Origin of the sequence: Enterococcus sp. HY326, from assembly GCF_026157065.1 — a bacterium.
Taxonomy (GTDB): domain Bacteria; phylum Bacillota; class Bacilli; order Lactobacillales; family Enterococcaceae; genus HY326.
This window is the reverse complement of the sequence record NZ_JANLGQ010000006.1, coordinates 137,484-155,337: the sequence shown is the minus strand read 5'-3', so window position 1 is coordinate 155,337 and position 17,854 is coordinate 137,484. Positions and strand designations below refer to the sequence as shown.

The window sequence follows — 17,854 nt, the reverse complement described above, 5'->3', positions numbered from 1 at the left end:
TCCCATTTAAAGTACCGACTGATTGTCGTTCATTTTTTTTGTAATCAAGTTTGTAATAATCAGCAGGGCGACTGAAATGATGGCGATTCCTAAACCAACTGCTGTGGCGTAAGAAAAATCTCCCTGCATCAACCCAACACGGTAAACATACGAATTGATAACTTCAGACTTTGGTTGATTCTGCGAATTCATCAGCACCAAAGTTTGATCCAAATTAGAATTAAATAAAGCACTAACAGAAAGAATCAAGTTTAAAGAAATAATATTTTTCATCATAGGAATCGTAATGCTCCAGATTTGGCGCATGCGACTAGCACCATCCATCTTGGCGGCTTCATAATAGGTTGGATCAATTTTGGCCATCGTTGCTAAATACAAAATGGTCCCCCATCCAGCACTTTTCCAGACATCTGATAGGGCGGCAATCCACCAATACTTATCCGCATCCAGCATATGATTTTGCTGGGTTTGAAAGCCGATAAAACTTAGGAGCTGATTAATCATTCCCGTAGAAGAAAACCAAGTAATCAACATCCCACCGAGAATAATCTACGAAAGAAAGTGGGGCATGTATGAAATCGTTTGAATTATCCTTTTAAATACGCCACCCCTCAACTCGTAAATCATGATGGCAATGATAATTGGAACAATGAAACCAAAGGACAATTTTAATGCGCTAATGCCAATTGTATTGACCACCGCCTGCCAAAAATATTTATCGTTTAAAATGATCATAAAATTATCCCAGCCGACCCACTCGGCTCCACCGATAGTATCGATAACAGTATAATTTTTGAAAGCAATCGACAGGCCATAGATTGGTATAAAGCTGAAAATAATCATATAGACAACACCTGGGATTGCCATAGCCTGCAATCCCCATTGCTTAAAAAAAGTTTTCCAAAAACGTTTAAATCTTTGGCCCAGTGTATCTTTTTCAGTTGATTTTAATTGCATGTCCATTTTCTAGCCTCCTTAAATCCCCATTGACCGCCAATAAATCTCGATACCAGTAAAAAGATTGTTTTAAATATCGCTGATTTGTTCCCAATCCTTGATCATTTCGATCTACATAGATAAAACCATATCTTTTTTTCATTTCACCGGTGCTGAATGAGACTAAGTCAATACAGCCCCAAGGAGTAAAGCCAAATAGTTCAACCCCATCTTCAACAATTGCCAGCTCCATTTGTTTGATATGCTGTTTCAGCAGTTCAATCCTCTCACTATCATTAACTGTTTCGTTTTCTAGATGCTCCTCTTCACCAAAACCATATTCAACAATAATTAGTGGCAGTTGATAACGCTCATGCAAATTGGCTAAACTGTATCGTAAGCCTATCGGATCGATGCTCCAGCCCCATTTAGTTTTTGGAGTGTATTCATTGTTTACATATACTGAACCAGCTTTTTTATCATACCTAACAACACTGGATTGATAATAGCTTAGACTGATAAAATCAACAGTTCCCTTTTGTAATACCTTTAAATCATCTGCTGCTATCTCTATTGTTAAATTTTCATTCTCTAACATCCTATAAAAATAGTTAGGATATTTCCCTCTAGCATAAACATCCCCAAACAGATAGAGGCTTCGATTGCTTATCTCAGCTGTCATAACATCTGCAGGATTGTCCGAGGCCGGATAAATTGGTTCAGCCGCAAGCATACAGCCGATTTTAAAATTCGGATTAATCTGTTTTCCAGCAATAACAGCTTGAGCACTCGCAACCAATTCATGATGAATTGCTTGTAAGACAACTTGTTTTTGATTTTCATTTTCTTTAAAAATTATCCCTGAATTCGTATAAACAGTTAATTCATCAATATGTTTTAACTGATTATTGATTTCGTTAAAGGTCAACCAATAGGACACTTTATTTTTGTAACGGATCATGACTGTCTCTGCATAATGAACAAAGAAATCAATGACTTTTCGGTGTCTAAATCCTCCGTAATGTTCGACTAAATAATAAGGCATTTCAAAATGGCATAAAGTGATAATTGGCTCAATCTGATATTTTGCTAGTTCATCTAAAACATCATCATAAAATTGTAATCCTGCTTCATTGGGAGTCGTTTCGTTTCCTTTAGGAAAAATTCGGGCCCAATTAATTGAGAACCGGAAAGCTTTAAAGCCCATTTCAGCAAACAAACGAATATCTTCTTTATACGTGTGATAAAAATCAATGGCAGTGTGATTAGGATAATAGTAATCAGGCTGCACACCTTTTGTGATATCCCTTTTCTTGTCTTTGTTTCCACCAGTCAACACATCACAGATGCTTATCCCCTTACCATCTGTATCCCAAGCACCTTCTGCCTGATGAGCGGCAATTGCACCACCCCACAAAAAATTCTCAGGAAAAGCTGTTGGTAATTTTTTCTTTAACTTAGCCAATTGAGAAGCCCTCCTTTTGAAAATTTGGTGCTTGATTCTTTTTCAAGTAACTTAAGCCACAATACACCGCGCCAATTATCCCCGCTTCATTTTTTAAATCACAAGCAACAATTGGCGGTGTGACTAAATTAGCCATATCCCCATGACCATTTTTTATCTGCTCAACTTCTGCATTTAATCTCTGAATAAAATGATTATCTGAACTGATCGCTCCACCAATTAATATTTTTTGAGGATCTAAAGAAAAAGCTAAATTGAAAATCCCAATTGCTAAAGCTTGGTAAAAATTATCAATGATTTCTTTAGCTACTTGATCTTCAGGATATTTTGCAAAAATGGGTAACGCTTCGCGAAAATTTTCGTTCATTGTTTGATTGTAAGGCGTTGTCACTCCGTCATGAATCGACCCTTTTAAACTCAATGTTGCATCACGACTATTGCCATCAATGATTTGGTCTACTAACATAAAACCAAACTCACCTGCTTTATTCTGAAAGCCTCGATAAATTTGATTGTTAATCAGCATAGCCCCACCAATTCCAGTGCCGACAACTATTCCTAGACAATCCTTAACACCTTGAGCTGCCCCCAACCATTTCTCAGCTAACAAAGCACAGTTGGCATCATTTTCAACAAAGGCTGGCAAACCTATCCGCTCCTCAACCTTTTGTTCAAAATCAAAATCGTATAAGGAATGAAGTGCTCCTCCTGTGACTAGATAGCCAAACTCATTTACTACTCCGGGTACACTTATTCCGACGAATTCAATGCAGTTTTTTCTACGATATTTATCAACAATAACTGAAATTGTTGATAAAATTTCTTTACGATTATCTTTTGTTGCTACTTTTCCTGAATCGAGAATTTGCCCAAAGTCGTCAATTAAACCGTATTTAATATTAGTTCCACCAATATCAATGCCTATATATTTTTTCATATCATCACCTCAAAAAGCCTTCTCAAAATCTTGTTCTCACTAGTTTATACGTTTAGTGTACAAGATTTTGAAAAGGCTTTCTTCCCTGTGCTATGTTTAAAAATTCCCGGAATTTATCTTTCTGTATTTTAAAGGCGAAATCCCTACTTTTTCTTTAAAAACATGATGAAAGGTTTTTGTACTGGAAAATCCAGCTTGTTCCGCAACAATATCCATACTTTGATTATCATTTATCAATAAAAATTGCGCTTGGTTAATTCGATAACTCGTTAAGAAGTCTTTAAAGGTATAGCCAGTACTATTCTTAAAAAAACGGGAAAAATAACTTGGTGTCAAATTAACAATCCCTGCAATATCATTAAGCTGAAGATTATCATGGAAGTGATCTTTAATATACTGAAAAATAATTCCCAAGCGCTCAATAGCCTCTATATGCTGACTAAACTGTTGGCCTGAACCTTCCTCAGTCGCTTCTTTTTCAGGTAATAAGCTATAGAAAGAAAAAATAATATCATACATACAAGCGAAAATCCCATAGTGTTTTCCGACAGCTTGCGATTCTGATAGAAGGTACATTCTTTTCATAGATTTTCTTAATTCGTTTGTTAGCTCTTCCGGCCATTCGTTACTTGACCTCTTGCCCTCTAAGAAAAGAGCATATAGATCCTTCTCGTTATTTATATTTAGAATAGTCTCATTAAAAAATTGCAAGTCAACTTGAATGACTAGACGTTTACTTCCTGGTGAAGTTAAAAATGCGTGGGGCTCACCGCTAGAAAAAAAATGAATCTCACCTTCTGATAGGGTAAGCATGCCATTCTCATAAAGAATTTTGGCTGTCCCAATCTCGCAATAGACGATTTCGATATCTCGATGCCAGTGGGGCAAAAATATTTCAATGCCATCGTTATCGTAAATATGCAGGAAATAATTCCCTCTTTCAGAATAATTAACAATCTCCAAATATGGTTTCATTCGCTCACCTCGTTTCTATAATTATTACAGACCATAATTTTATTTTCAATATGAAGAAAAGTTCTCCAGCGGCTTTTTTCTTAATTATCACCAAAATTCGATTTTCAAGAATGAACCTATATCATAAAAAGTTTACATTACTGAGAATGGGAGAAGTAATAATCATGTCTTATTCCTATAAATCCAAACTAACATAAAAAAGCTCCTTTGATTCCTTAGTGAGACAGAAATCAAAGGAGCTTATTTAGTTATTAGCAAAATAACTTTAGAGAAATGTCTGCTTTTTTAAAACTGCAGAAATAAATACTAGTGTCCTTTTTTCTTTTGAAGCCTTTTTTCCTGTTTCAACAAGAATTGTGCTTCCCTCTGTTGCGCTTTTTGTTGCTTTGTTTGCTTCCTTTTTTGCACTTTGAACTGCTCCTGTGCCTCTTTCATGGCCAGTTGTGCCTTAGTTGACAATGCTGGTTGCTTCTTTAGCTTGTTAATTTTTCTCTGCATTCTTTTAGGACTGACTTTTTTCTCTTTTTTGATGTTGCCCGTTTTTACAGATGTAGCTAGCTTTCGATCATTTTCCAAAACTACCTGACTTAACTGCTGGCAAATAAATGCTTCGACTTCAGGATTTTTTGGTTCTGCACCGAAGAGATAGTTGCAGGCTCGATAATCGCCTGCTACTCCAACATATTCAATCAGACCACACCAATAGCTACCATCGAAATAAATTGTTAACTTCATTACGAGGCCCCCCTTTTATTAGATAACGGAAAGGGACAACCCGGAGGGGCAGGTTACTGATATGCACCGCATACTTATGGACTACCAACCATAATGTGTTTTTATTCCTACTTTCAGTTTAATGGAAATTTTTTTGTGTGTAAATGGCTATTGGAATTTAGAGGGTGAGGTTGTTGTTCATGAAATTTATTGGTGATAAAAAAAATTAACCTGTTCTAAAATCTGTACTACAAATTTTCCTGAAAAAAATTAATTGTTCGTTTCCAAGAATTAGTCGCATCCAGCAACGTCTTATCCCAATTAAACTTTTTCTTATAACGATTATTGGGTTGATAGGCAATTGTTAACATGTGACCACTGTTTTCATATAGTTGTTCTTCAAAGATACCAGCACTTTTACTTCTCTTTTTCATTTTCTTAGAGATTTGGGCGATGGCATGGCCGCTATCCCAAATTTCATCCTGCTTGGCGCCTATACAAAGGAGTGCCCCAGTATATTTTTCAATTTGAATTTCCGCCATTTTATTCTCTAGCGGCATATTCTTTTTGGTTATTTTTGCTTGTAAGAATTCCTTCAATCGAAACTTCACGTAGGGCAGTTCTTTGCCGCCATATGTCCAGGAAGAAGAACGTGAATTCCGCCATCCTTTGATGCCTTCTAAAATGACGATTGTTGGAGAATTAACAACCACACATTTAAACTCATTAACATAAGTTGCAGCCACTAGTGCCAGCTCAGCTCCTTTTGAGCGACCATAGATTCCGATTCTGTTTTCATCTACCTGTGGTAATGCTTTAAGATAGTCAGCACTTTTTGCAACTATCTCAATAGGAATTTTCGCTAAATTTTTAGGTAACCCGGCCAAGCCAAAAAAACAGACAGCGAGAGCAACAAAGCCTCGACTTGCAAATAGTTGGGCGATATTCTGAGCTTTTTCAATTCGACCATCGCTTCCGCTAAGAACAATAATTGCCAGTTGATTTACTGCCCCCCTCTCATAAAAAACTCGACCATATGCCTGCCCTAAATTAATATCTTTTGAAGTAATATTAGGCGATTGGAAGTACCTTTCGAAGGTGTTTTCAGCCACCAATTTGTTTTCCATAGAAACGGAAATTTTTATTTGGAATTTCTGGTTTAGTTGAATATCTGAAAAATTTTGCGGCAGCAAAACCTTCCTCATTTTTTCAGGCTGGCTATTAAAAAATAGGCCCATCTGAGCTATCCCTTGATAAGAGCCACTAATTGCACGGTTATCTTTTAAACTGATTCGACCAAACGCATCAGATTGCATAACAATTTTAGCCTGCCAATTAACCTTGGGATCCAGTTTCATTGGCGCATTAATGCAATAGTAATTCATTAACTCTTGACGAAGCTCATATTTTCTATTGGGAGTAAGATTTTCGATAATAATATTGTATTCGGAATCTGCCAGCAAATCTTCGCTCTCTAAATTAATTTCGACCTTAGTTGACATGTCATTCTCCTCGTTTGTTAAGTTGCTTAACTTTAAAAATAAAAAATTTAAAGCCAGGGAAGTTCTGTCCAAACTTCCTCAATTGATTGCATCATATTTTGCAAATTCTTTAGTGTGTCTTCAGGGTATTCTTTTAAAATCGCCAAAATTTTCTTATTCAAATACTCATGCTGGCTTTGATGAATTGTGTTAATTTCCTTTCCTTTGGCTGACAAAAACAAGGCGTATTCGTTTTTTGATCCTTCTAGCCTTTTTTTTACGACCATTTCTTTTTTTATCAGTTTATTCACCATCTGCGTAATTGCGCTTCTTGATACATTTTGAATAGCTGCTAGATTTATCAGATTTATCCCTTCTAAAGAACCGATTTTAACAATCGTATGAACCTCAGCGACGGATAAATTAAATTCTCCTTGCATAAAATGTTGGCTCTGCTCAAGTTCATTATATTTGGACACAAATTTTTGAAATTTCTCATTAAAAACGGACAGTTCCTCTTGATTCAAATAATTTCACCTCTTAAAAGTTAAGCCACTTAACACAATAACACATCTTCACTACATTTTTCAAGTGACAAACTTAAGTTGAATAATTATAAAACGTGATAGTTTAATCTGTTAAGGTTTGAATTTCTCAGTTCAAATATTTTCTAATTGAAGAGACGGTGGCATTAGTCTTGAAAAAAACTCTTCCATTCTGCTTTGACTGCTATCACAGCCTCATCTTATGTTAAAAATCTAGAAAATTGAATACCAGATTGGCCAAAACTGTGCCAGCTAAAAATGTGATGATAACAATTGGCACTACAATCAAGAGCTTTTGATTTTTACTAAATTTTTTCATGATGCTTCCTCCTATGCTTTCTAATGCAACAACGATCGTTCTAATGAATAGATTACCTTCTCACTTAGTTAGTACTTTTTACTTAGGGGAATTTATAAAATTCCTAGCTTCTATAGTTGCTACCTCTTAAAGCTTTGATGAAAGCTTTTTTTGGCAGCATAAGCAAAATAAATACTGCTAATTTGTCAAGTTAAAACACGAAACAGTTTTCCAACAGCAGCTTCTTCTCGAATTAGGAAAGATACTACAGCAGTTATCAAAAGTATTAGACTAGTAACAATATTTTTAGTTCTTCTATCCATATCGAGCTGCCACTTTATTTTAAATGTTACTACTTTTTTGATTGATTGGAACAAGTATTCCCTAATATAACAACAATGTTAGTTGTTCCCACCAAGCCTTTGACTCTATTTATATTAAAAACTTAGCGAGCTTAATTTTTATAATCTTGGTAAGACACGATTGATATGAGCTTTCAAAACTTATCTGATAAATTATGGATTTTTGAGGCGTATGGTCAATCAAATAATCCACCCAAAACTTTTGGGCGGATAAAATTTTCTGAGATAGCTACACTTTCTCATTAGTAAACTCGAAATTTAATCTATCCTGTAAGCTCTCTATTAGGAAAGTATTTCTTACTACTCTTTTGAAAAATCCTAAACCGAATATTTACTGCTTAGTTACTTCTCCTCATAAATATGGTTTGTCGTCATCTCCACGTATTCATCTGAACGGATGGTCCGTATTTCACCTTTAAAAATTTCCTTCAAAGCTTGCAACTTTCTCTGACTTTCTGGCAGTACTAAAATGAAATCTATGTGCTCCTGACTAAAAATCTCTTTAAGCTCACTGAATTTTGCAGCGCGCCACTCAAACTTTGGATATTGTTTGGACAAATTTGCAATCAAATTTAAGACCCCATAATTTTTCGCTTCGTTTCCCCAGCCCTCTTCATCACTTGGTGTATAACTTTGAACTAACATTATAGCCTTCATTTCTTTTCCTCCTCTTTCCCTTTTCTTTTTTTCAGTCACTAGTTGATCTAAGCTAACGTCTAATTCTTTACCAAGAAGAATTAAGTATTCAATTGTTGGCAAGCTTTTATCCAATTCCCATTTTGAGATAGTTTGACGAGAAATATGTAGTTTTTGCGCCAACTGACTTTGCGAGAGATTCTTTCTTCTTCTGTAGTGTCGTATAGTGCTTCCAATGTTTATCATAGTTTCCCTCCCAATTTCATCGTAATAGGTTGTGCTATCTCTTGTAAAGCTAAAACAAACAGTTGAGTGACATCTTTTCGTTGCCTTTAAAATTTTCAGGGGCAACTACTTGTTGCATTGCCGTTTTAGAGCCTTTTTGGATATCTTGATTCATGTTTATTATTGGATCCGTGGAGAGTTGTTTCTAAAAAAAGAGGCCCATCAGTGGACCGATAGGATAGGGATGCTAGTTCAACTTTCTACAACTTCCAAACAATTTTCTACTTCTCAGTTAGTTGAACTGTAGACGGCCCATTGCGCTTGAGAAAAAGCTTCTTTTCTGAAGACAAAAGGGAACCCGCCAGCGGAGACTGGCGGGTTTAGGATACTAGTTCAACTTTCTTCATGCTTAAATATTTTCCTGCTCCACTCCTAGTTGAACTGTATACGACCCGCTACTCTTCAGAAAAGGTTCCCTTTTCTGAAGACAAAAAGGGAGCCCATCGGCGGGGACCGATGGGCTAGGAGTAAAAAATGAAAAAGTGTTTTATTGGGTTTGTTTTATTGGGATGAGTTCATAATAGCCCGAAAATATGAATTTTCTATGGACTTTATATTGTAAAATTTAGGAACTTTTGTGGTGCATTTATGAAATCAATTTTAATCTGTATTGATTTTGAATGTTTATCGAATCAAAAATTAGTCGCCAAGCCACATTGAACCAAATCTTTACGGTTTTTCCTGAAAGATTTTATCTGATTCTTTAAGATAGCAAGTAACTTCTTCTTTCAAATTATCGAAATTTTTCTGACTCGTCACAACGTTTACTATGAATTGAACCGCTTCTTCTCTGCTAAAACTTGTTGCATATTGATTTACTTTGAAAAAAGTAATCATCGCCACCAGTGCTGTTCGTTTGTTGGCATTTTGAAACGGGTGTCTTTTAGCTAAGTTAATTGCCAAAATTGCAGCCTTGTCATAGATTGAAGGATATAATTCTTTTTCAAAAATGATTTGTTGAGGCTGATTTACAGCCATGTCCAGTGCCGCAGCATCGCGAATACCTACTATTTCACTGGGTGAAATCTGCTTGATAAGCTTGGCATTGATCCGGACAATATCCCGCACCGAAAGATAAATCATAACTCAACCAAATCCTGAAGGGCCTCTTCATATTGCGCCATCACCGAATCAACTATGGCATCTACACCGACTGCTTCCTTAGCCTTTTCAATTTTTACTGAACCGTCTGCTAGAAAAACATATTCAATTGCCTCGCCCGTTTTAACATCTAAAGCATCCTTCACTTTTTGAGGAATCGTCGTGACATCACTATTGCCTGATTTTCTAATTTTATAGGCTCTTTCCAATTTAGTCATTACCATCACCCTTAAATTTTTAGTATATCTTTATTATACCATGTAGATACTGGACACAAAATATATACAACTTATATGAGTAAATGATACAGAGAAAATACTGCTCTAAACAACAAACGATTGAAAATAATCGAAAATATGAAGTAAAGAAATAAGGAAAAATTTATCAGACAGTTTAGCTTGACCTCACAAATAAAAACACCCGACAATTATTATTTTGTCGGGTATTTGATTATTCTATAGATTATTCAAACCCTACCAGTAATGAATAACTCCGCAAGTCACAACAATATTTCTACTGGGAATTATCATACAGCTCGCTAATTTTGATAGTCTCTTCTTTGTCCTCATATTGGATAGTTAAGGTGTCTTGTTCGGTGAGTTTATAAATTATTCCGGCTTCATTTTGCAAATAAATGGAGTCTGGCGACGCAAACACGAAACTGATTGTTCCCGCTTCTTGCAATGATGCATCTGTAAAGAAGCTGCGGGCTTGTTTTATTTTAACAACAGGCTGGTAACCATCCTCTAAGTCACTGTCTGGTTCCAGCAAAGCCAGTGTATAGATATGGTCACGATTTGTGCTATCTGAAAAATCAAGTGCTACAGTCCCATTTTGATGAATGATTGCTTCACTAATATCGCTAGAGTTGGCCATAAAAGATTTGGTATACAGCGCCACACCAATATAGATACTAATCAAAACTAAAGCGGTAATTACCACAGAGAAAAAAATTTTTCTCCGATTCACTCGTTTGATTTTTTTAAGAGGTTCAATTTTTTTGAGCTCTTGGTCTTGATTGACCACCATACTTTCCTTCATGGACTCATAATAGGCTCGGCAGCTTTCGCAAGTTTTTAGATGCTCCTCAATTAGTTGATTGCTTTCTGGGCTAGTTAGACTATCAATATAGCTAGGAATTAAATCTTTAATTACATTATGTTGAATTGTCATCTTGTCTCATCCTCTCAACTATTTTCTGCTTTGCACGGTAAAAAGTAACCCTCGCCCAATTTTCAGATTTCCCAAAGACATCGCCAATTTCTTTAAAGGAAAAATCATTCGTCATCCTCAGTAAAACAACTTCTTTTTTTGTTTCACCTAATTCATGAATAATTTGATAAATTCGCACTTTATTTTCCGAGTGCAAAAGCTGTTCATCAGGTCTTGGATTGCCATCTGCATAGTTTGCCAGCACTTCATCCGTCACTTTGTGCTGTTTGTTCTTAGCCATTTGCTGCCGCCAAAGATTCTTAGAAATTTGGCACAACCAAGTGGAAACCTTAGAATTTCCCTGGAAATTTTCAAGCGACTTGATTGCTTGATAGAAGGTTTCTTGCGTTAAATCTTCTGCCAATAACTCATCATTTGTCAGTCCCAATAAAAAACGATATACCAACCCACCGTATTCTTGATACAGCTCATCTATCTTCAAGTTCCCACCCCCTGATGCCCCTTCTATCTATTAGTCAGTTTTTGAGACGATTCGTTACAGTAAATCTGACAATTTTTCGCAAAACTTTTTCTCAATTCAATTCTACACTGTTCTTCCAATCAAAAAAAACAATCATGTTGACTGCGCAGCATTTTAACTTGTGGGACTACTGGTCATTCTGTATTCTGAGTTTTAAATGGCTATGGTACAATTATCTAAAACAGCTCAGAAAGGGGCTCTTCCAATGAAAACAACGGCATAATATTTCATACTAAAATTATGGGAGAAGCACATGATGGAACTAACAACAGACACAAGCGGTTTATTTGATTTTTATTTAAATAATTTAGCAGGCTCGACACCTTACTTTCACTTTACAACGGAACAAACTTGGAACCAGTCTTTTTTTGAGGATACTGATTTCGAAGGAGTGCCGAAATTCAAAGAATTATCAACAATAGTGGCTCGCAAAGCCGGTCAAATTGACAGCTTTATTCAATTTGGCTTGTCTAATTACGGCTATGATGAACATGGTGAAAAAGACTTTTTGAATCCAATTGCGGTTATTCGCCATATTTATTTCTTAAAAGATAGCCAAGCTGTTGGTCAAAAGCTACTTGATGAAGCGCTGAATTATTTCAGACAAAAGGGATTTTCTCACTATTATGCTTTTTTCCATGCATTCGGTCTAAGTTTCACCTCATCCCATGGAAAATTGGCAAATAATTTTGATTATATAGAAGCCTTACTCTTAGAAAATGGCTTTAAAATTGAACATGAAAATCTATATTATAGAAAAATTCTAAAAAATGAATCTGCCTTAGAAACCAAACTGGATTTAGAGCATACTCCTAATCCGAATGAAGACACTGAAACCCTGACTTTTTATTTAGATAAAAAGCCTATTGGACAATGTAATATTTTTTATCTTCCAGATGGAAACCGCGTCTATCTGCGATGGATTTTTCTCATCGATGAGTATCAAAACAAAGGCTACGGCAGCCAAATGATGGCCGCCCTCTGTCACTATCTCTATCAAAAAAATTATCAAGAACTTCATACGGATACAGCAGATTCTAATTTTAGGGCACAGCATTATTATTTGAAGAATAATTTTTCAGAGATGGGTAGGACTCGGAGTTATCAAGTCTGAGTATTTTGACTTTATATAGTAGGACTACTTCCTGTACGCTTAGACAATTTTGGGTTTCGCTTTTTGTTGAACTGTATACGGCCCATTGTGCTTGAGAAAAAGCTTCTTTTTCTCAAGACAAAAGGGGACCCGCCAGCGGGGACTGGCGGGTTTAGGATACTAGTTCAACTTTCTTCATGCTTAAATATTTTCCTGCTCCACTCCTAGTTGAACTTTATACGGCCCGATAATCTTCAGAAAAGGTTCCCTTTTCTGAAGACAAAAAGGGAGCCCATCGGCGGGGACCGATGGGCTAGGAGTAAAAAATGAAAAAGTGTTTTATTGGGTTTGTTTTATTGGGATGAGTTCATATTAACTGGAATTTGTGAACTTTCTGTGGATTTGCTATTGTAAAAGATTGAAAAATTCATTGTTATGCTGTGAAATTTAGCGGTGTGCTTTAGTAGACTCTCATTTCTAAAAAAATCATTCTTATATCTCTCTTGAAATATTTTCTTGCATCTTATTTTGCCACTTCTCCTTGAGCACTTGGAATTGAGGATTGCCTTTTAAAAAGGTTAGGTCTACGGGTTCAAACAGCTTTTCAAAGTCTTGTGAATAGAACATTTGAGCGAGGTTTACTTCATTTTCGGTCAAATTCTCATAAAGATGATATTGATGTGGCTTCCAAATCCAATCGTCTTGATCAACTAACTTCTCTAACAGTTTAAAAAATTGGTCTGCATTTTTTTCCAATGCAGCCATCATCAAATCGACTAAACGAACAAAAATTTCAGACAGATGGTAATTTTCGACAGTTTGAATAATTAAGTCTCCGTAATATTTCATCTCTTCGCTGAGGGCTTTTTCGATTGCTATTTCAAATTTACTGAATAGATAAGAAAGTAGGTTAGACGCAGTTCGCATAATTTCACCTTCGATTTTGGTTAAGGCTGCTTGCTCGTTTCCTTCGGCCCTTAACAGCTGAATCTCAGTGGGTGTCTTATCCAGATGGATGTTTTCTGTTTGAGCTAGCACCTGATTAGCCGAATTGTAATCCCCAAAACGAATTAAATTTCGAACCTTGGCTAACTGAGCTGAAAAACGAATGTTTTGATTGTCACTATTTTCTAAAAGGCCGAATAAGAGGCTGATTTCTTTAAAAATATCTTTATTTCGTTCCTTATCCCCCTGCATGATAGCCTCAGCTTCCAATTGTTGAGTCGCAACTAAAATCAGCTTTTCATCATGAGGAAACTCCTTGATTTTTTCTTGGACAAGCGTCAATCCGGTAGGCAAGCCTTCATCTTTTAACGTATAGAAAAGCTTTTCAATAAAATTTCCCAACTCGATTGTAGACAGCTCTTCTTCAAAATTAAACAGGGTGTTTAAATCAATTTTTAACAGTCGAGCAAGGCCAGGCAATAACGTAATATCCGGCAGACTACTCCCCCGCTCCCATTTACTTACCGCTGGTGCGGAGACATTCAAGGCGAGAGCCACTTGTTCTTGTGTTAGCTGCAACTCTTTACGCCGCTTAAAAATTACCTCATTCAGCTTCATTTTGCTTCCCCTCTTTGCTTTTCCGATTACTGTACTTTCTATCCTAAGCATAAAACGGAACAACCAGATTTACAATGTCGGCGAAGTAAACTTTTCTTTGAAGAATTGAACTGCTGGTTAAGAGAATTAATAGTGGATTTTCTAGGTGCTGGAAAGTATAAATCATTGAACGTTGCTTTCCAGATATTTAAGTAACTCAATATAAATGTTCTAGTATGATGAGTTCCGTGCTAACATTTCCAATAGCTATTGAATGAAAAGAATTATAAAATACAGTTTCAATTGCTAGCAATTGAAAAAAGCCCATCAAAATAAATTGATGAGCCTTCTGACATGATAACAGCTTAAAATGGTTTCACTAAATTTCTATCCTCGTCTTATTTGTACTCCTGAGATCATGAGAATGATAAACACCAGCACTGAAATAATCGCCAAACAAATAGCAGTCCACTTCATAATTTTTTTTCTACGGTCAGTTTTCAGTTTTTGGGATAAATTCATTAGGTCTCGATAATTTTGTTCTTCTTTTTTTTGGCTGGAAACGACCCACGCTTGATAGGCTTCTCTGCATTCTTCACATTTTTCTAGATGCTCATCAATTATTTTTTTCGTCTCCAAAGAGCACCGATTAGCCTGATAGGCTGAAAAAGAATTTCTTATTAAATCACAGGGTAGCATCAGATCATCAGCTCCTTTATCAAATTTTTTGCTCGGTGAAATACTACGCGTGCCCATCTTGGATCTTCGTCAAAAATTTTTCCAATTTGTTTATGCGACAGCTCTCCAAAAACACGGAGAGAAAAAACTTCTTTATAAGGATCAGGCAGTTGATGAACGAGCATATGCAATTCTTCATTACGTTCAGGATTCAAAATGAGGGCATCGATTTCTAATGACTCTTCTGTCACACCAGCAAAATCAGCATGACTCAAATGCTTCTTGCGGCAATGACTTAAAAAGCAATTTTTGGCAATCTGACAAAGCCAAGTGGATAATTTGGATTGACCTTTAAACTTTGCAATATTTTCCAAAGCTTTAACAAATGCTTCCTGTGTAATTTCTTCAGCTAAATGACTGTCTGAACATAAGGTCATGACATAGGCAAAAACCATACTAAATTGCTCACGATAAATACGTTCAAAGTCTTCCACAATGTCACCTACCTTTATAATATTCTAACATAGCTCTGAATTTTGAATTTTTACTGAATATCCTAATTACCTTACATCACGCTTAAAAAACAACAAAAGCGATAGCAAGAAGACTAGTGTTGCCCAAATCCCCTGCACTACCATGCCTGTTCCAATACTTAAAAAAGCTTGCTGCGGTGTCCATGTATATAAATTAATCACAGCAAGATCGGGTAAATATTTGGCATAATCAGTAAAGGCAAAGAGCATTTGGCTACCACCTATTTGCAGGCAAGCTAGCAAAGCAACTGCTAGATAGGTTGACTTAAATAAGATACAGATGCCACAAGTAATTAAAACCAACAATTCTTCGCTTATCAAGATTAACAATAATCTTTTCCATAAAATTTCTAGCATGATGGGAGTAGTGCCATTTCTAAAAAATAGATTCAAACTAATAAGCGTGATTGCTATTAAAAAAAATGAAACTAAAACAAGTGCATTTAAACTGAGTAATTTTGCTAGCAACACCTTCACTCGATTAGGAACACTCAATAAAGTTGTCCTCAACAAATTTTGTTGATATTCTTCACCAAAAAAATAAGCAGAAAAGAAAATAATTCCAACCGACACAAAGTTTAGTGATATCAAGATAATTGCAGACTTATCTATAGTAGTGCTTAGCTGATGATTCATAATTAGATACAGATAGATAGCAATTGGCAAACTAACGCTCAGACTAAGACCTAGCAAACAGTTTTTAGTTGAGAAAAATCTATAAAGTTCTGCCTTAATAATAGCCTTCATCAATATTCCCCTCCAATATTGATTTTATAAAATTGCTGGTTCGATAGTTTGCTTAAAAAGATAATCCAAACAATCATACAGAAGGTCCCGACTATTCCATCTTTCACCATAGAATCACTATTGTGAAACGCAATATTTTGGTAAGCATTGATTGGAAGCCAGCTAGTCCAACTCCATTTCTCTAAAATAAATGCTGTCAGTCCCACCACAAAACTATTCATCGATAATAAAGCCGGCAGAGCTTTTCTCAGTAGACTGGCCAGACTAAACGTAAATATTCCGGCAAAAGTCCATGAAAGAACCGCTTGATCAATCATAAGCCAAATTTTTGGCTGCAAAAAAAGCGGTGGGATTTCTTGAGAGCCAATCACCAAATGAGTGGTTATGACCGAAAGTGAAATGACTAAACTCGACACCATCAATAAAACAAAACTATTCGCAATAAACCGAACATTAACTAAGGTCCTTCTCTTTGAGATCAATAAAAATCCCTGACGTAATTCATGATGACTGAAATCTGCTGCGCCCATCAGTGCCGCTAGTGCAATGAAAATTACAATGCCAAACTGTAAGATGTCAAATCCCAAAAATTCCACTGGTGGGATCGCTTCAAACAACATTGGACTTGTTTCTGGTGTTGCGTCTAAGCCAACAGTTAGGATACTTTTTGCATCAATTATAGCAACTATTATTTGAGCAGCCAGTAAAATTAGTATCACTATTCTATTGATGCTCACCGAAGTTATCTTAATCAATTCTGCATGAATACCTTTGAAAGAAATCCTCATTTTACCAGCTCCTCTAAATTATTCTTTTCCGTTAACTCAAAGAATAATTCTTCTAAAGTTGATAATTCATTTTTAATCTTCCCTAATGGACCTTTTAAAGCAATCTGACCTCGGTTAATGATGACAACATCATCGGCTACTGATTCTATTTCACCAAGCATATGTGATGATAGTAAAATTGTTTTTTTGTTATCTGCTAACTTTCGTATCAAATGGCGAAACCAACGAATTCCACTAGGATCAAGACCATTGGTGGGCTCATCTAAAACTAAAAATTGCGGATTGCCTAATAAAGCCAGTGCCAAACCAAGGCGTTGACTTTCACCTAAAGACAATTGTCCTAACTTTTGTTTTCGTTTCTCTAAAAGCCCGACTTCCTTGAGAACTTCATTAATTCTCACCAATGCTATTCCGTTACTTAACGCAGCTATTTTTAAATAGGAAGACACCGTCCTCGACTTGTTTCCGCCAACCCCGTCAAATAATGCTCCGACAACTGTTAATGGCCTTGCCAATTCGGAATATTTCTTTTCACCAAAAAGAGCCGTTCCGTAATTTTGATAGTCTAAGCCTAATAACATCCGTAGAGTTGAGCTTTTGCCAGCTCCATTTGGTCCTAAAAAGGCTGTCACTCTGCCAGCTTCAGCTTCGAAGGATACATCCTTAACTACTTCTTTTCCCTTGTGTAATTTAGAAAGTTGCTCAATTTTGATTGTTTTATTTATCATATTTTTTTCTCTCCTTTTACATTAGACGCATCAAGGAGAAAAGTGTTTCAAAAAAATAAACTTACACGTTGCACATAATCAAAGGACGTTTGAAACTTCTGAAAATGGCTATGATTTACTTTTTTTAATCCAGCAACTAGGATTCTAGCTTGTCCATATAACTTTTCAATCTAAAATCTCGTGATTACTAAATTTTTGTGTATGGTTAATTTTTCTTTGAATCTCGCAAATCAAAAAAATCGCCAACACCACTCTCACACCAACAGCACTCAGCTGATGGTACAAAAGTAATCTTGACGACCAATCGTAGGCGAGCG

General features: G+C 36.0%; 18 protein-coding genes and 1 pseudogene. 1 reads left to right on the top strand and 18 read right to left on the bottom strand.

Going from position 1 to position 17,854, the window contains the following annotated elements:
* Nucleotides 1-6 precede the first annotated feature (6 nt).
* The 12 genes and pseudogenes from ORH16_RS15320 to ORH16_RS15265 all read right to left on the bottom strand — a co-directional run bounded on the left by ORH16_RS15320 (nucleotide 7) and on the right by ORH16_RS15265 (nucleotide 11,389).
* Nucleotides 7-957 (bottom strand): annotated as a pseudogene (locus ORH16_RS15320) (ABC transporter permease).
* Entirely contained in the window at nucleotides 938-2,401 is a 1,464-nt protein-coding gene (locus ORH16_RS15315; protein WP_265459726.1) for a 6-phospho-beta-glucosidase, read from the bottom strand. The pseudogene ORH16_RS15320 and the gene ORH16_RS15315 overlap by 20 nt, the downstream one beginning before the upstream one ends.
* The gene (locus tag ORH16_RS15310) at nucleotides 2,394-3,338 is read right to left on the bottom strand and encodes an ROK family protein (protein WP_265459725.1); all 945 of its coding nucleotides are present in this window, start codon (nucleotides 3,336-3,338) and stop codon (nucleotides 2,394-2,396) included. Before ORH16_RS15310 ends, ORH16_RS15315 begins: the two co-directional genes overlap by 8 nt.
* Nucleotides 3,339-3,434: 96 nt before the next feature.
* A complete protein-coding gene (locus ORH16_RS15305; RefSeq protein ID WP_265459724.1) occupies nucleotides 3,435-4,313 on the bottom strand; it encodes an AraC family transcriptional regulator in 879 nt (292 codons plus the stop codon).
* Nucleotides 4,314-4,619: 306 nt separating this feature from the next.
* Entirely contained in the window at nucleotides 4,620-5,048 is a 429-nt protein-coding gene (locus tag ORH16_RS15300) for a YjdF family protein (protein ID WP_265459722.1), read from the bottom strand.
* 227 nt (nucleotides 5,049-5,275) lie between these two features.
* Nucleotides 5,276-6,529, bottom strand: coding sequence for an acyl-CoA thioester hydrolase/BAAT C-terminal domain-containing protein (locus tag ORH16_RS15295; protein WP_265459721.1), 1,254 nt, complete (start codon nucleotides 6,527-6,529; stop codon nucleotides 5,276-5,278).
* Nucleotides 6,530-6,576: 47 nt separating this feature from the next.
* On the bottom strand, nucleotides 6,577-7,035 hold the full coding sequence (locus tag ORH16_RS15290; protein ID WP_265459720.1) for a MarR family transcriptional regulator: 459 nt from the start codon (nucleotides 7,033-7,035) through the stop codon (nucleotides 6,577-6,579).
* A 1,020-nt stretch (nucleotides 7,036-8,055) separates the two neighbouring features.
* Nucleotides 8,056-8,595, bottom strand: coding sequence for a helix-turn-helix domain-containing protein (locus ORH16_RS15285; protein ID WP_265459719.1), 540 nt, complete (start codon nucleotides 8,593-8,595; stop codon nucleotides 8,056-8,058).
* A gap of 708 nt (nucleotides 8,596-9,303) precedes the next feature.
* Nucleotides 9,304-9,717 carry a type II toxin-antitoxin system death-on-curing family toxin gene (locus ORH16_RS15280; protein ID WP_265459718.1) on the bottom strand — a complete coding sequence of 138 codons (414 nt, stop codon included), beginning with the start codon at nucleotides 9,715-9,717 and terminating at the stop codon, nucleotides 9,304-9,306.
* On the bottom strand, nucleotides 9,714-9,953 hold the full coding sequence (locus ORH16_RS15275) for an addiction module antitoxin (protein ID WP_265459717.1): 240 nt from the start codon (nucleotides 9,951-9,953) through the stop codon (nucleotides 9,714-9,716). The genes ORH16_RS15280 and ORH16_RS15275 overlap by 4 nt, the downstream gene beginning before the upstream one ends.
* A 295-nt stretch (nucleotides 9,954-10,248) precedes the next feature.
* The gene (locus ORH16_RS15270; protein ID WP_265459716.1) at nucleotides 10,249-10,908 is read right to left on the bottom strand and encodes a zf-HC2 domain-containing protein; all 660 of its coding nucleotides are present in this window, start codon (nucleotides 10,906-10,908) and stop codon (nucleotides 10,249-10,251) included.
* Nucleotides 10,892-11,389: an RNA polymerase sigma factor gene (locus ORH16_RS15265; protein WP_265459715.1), complete on the bottom strand. Its 498-nt coding sequence runs from the start codon at nucleotides 11,387-11,389 to the stop codon at nucleotides 10,892-10,894. The genes ORH16_RS15270 and ORH16_RS15265 overlap by 17 nt, the downstream gene beginning before the upstream one ends.
* A 295-nt stretch (nucleotides 11,390-11,684) precedes the next feature.
* Between ORH16_RS15265 and ORH16_RS15260 the strand changes: the two genes are divergently transcribed.
* Nucleotides 11,685-12,542 carry a GNAT family N-acetyltransferase gene (locus ORH16_RS15260; protein WP_265459714.1) on the top strand — a complete coding sequence of 286 codons (858 nt, stop codon included), beginning with the start codon at nucleotides 11,685-11,687 and terminating at the stop codon, nucleotides 12,540-12,542.
* A gap of 471 nt (nucleotides 12,543-13,013) precedes the next feature.
* Here ORH16_RS15260 and ORH16_RS15255 read toward each other — a convergent pair whose 3' ends face one another.
* The 6 genes from ORH16_RS15255 to ORH16_RS15230 form a co-directional block, all read right to left on the bottom strand.
* Nucleotides 13,014-14,084, bottom strand: a complete 1,071-nt coding sequence (locus ORH16_RS15255; protein WP_265459713.1) for a helix-turn-helix domain-containing protein — start codon at nucleotides 14,082-14,084, stop codon at nucleotides 13,014-13,016.
* Nucleotides 14,085-14,450: 366 nt separating this feature from the next.
* Complete coding sequence (locus ORH16_RS15250) at nucleotides 14,451-14,762, bottom strand: zf-HC2 domain-containing protein (protein ID WP_265459712.1); 312 nt, start codon at nucleotides 14,760-14,762, stop codon at nucleotides 14,451-14,453.
* Complete coding sequence (locus tag ORH16_RS15245; RefSeq protein WP_265459711.1) at nucleotides 14,762-15,235, bottom strand: RNA polymerase sigma factor; 474 nt, start codon at nucleotides 15,233-15,235, stop codon at nucleotides 14,762-14,764. The genes ORH16_RS15250 and ORH16_RS15245 overlap by 1 nt, the downstream gene beginning before the upstream one ends.
* A gap of 66 nt (nucleotides 15,236-15,301) precedes the next feature.
* On the bottom strand, nucleotides 15,302-16,021 hold the full coding sequence (locus ORH16_RS15240) for a hypothetical protein (protein ID WP_265459710.1): 720 nt from the start codon (nucleotides 16,019-16,021) through the stop codon (nucleotides 15,302-15,304).
* Complete coding sequence (locus ORH16_RS15235; RefSeq protein WP_265459709.1) at nucleotides 16,021-16,809, bottom strand: hypothetical protein; 789 nt, start codon at nucleotides 16,807-16,809, stop codon at nucleotides 16,021-16,023. The genes ORH16_RS15240 and ORH16_RS15235 overlap by 1 nt, the downstream gene beginning before the upstream one ends.
* Nucleotides 16,806-17,537: an ABC transporter ATP-binding protein gene (locus ORH16_RS15230; RefSeq protein ID WP_416207870.1), complete on the bottom strand. Its 732-nt coding sequence runs from the start codon at nucleotides 17,535-17,537 to the stop codon at nucleotides 16,806-16,808. Before ORH16_RS15230 ends, ORH16_RS15235 begins: the two co-directional genes overlap by 4 nt.
* Nucleotides 17,538-17,854: the final 317 nt, after the last annotated feature.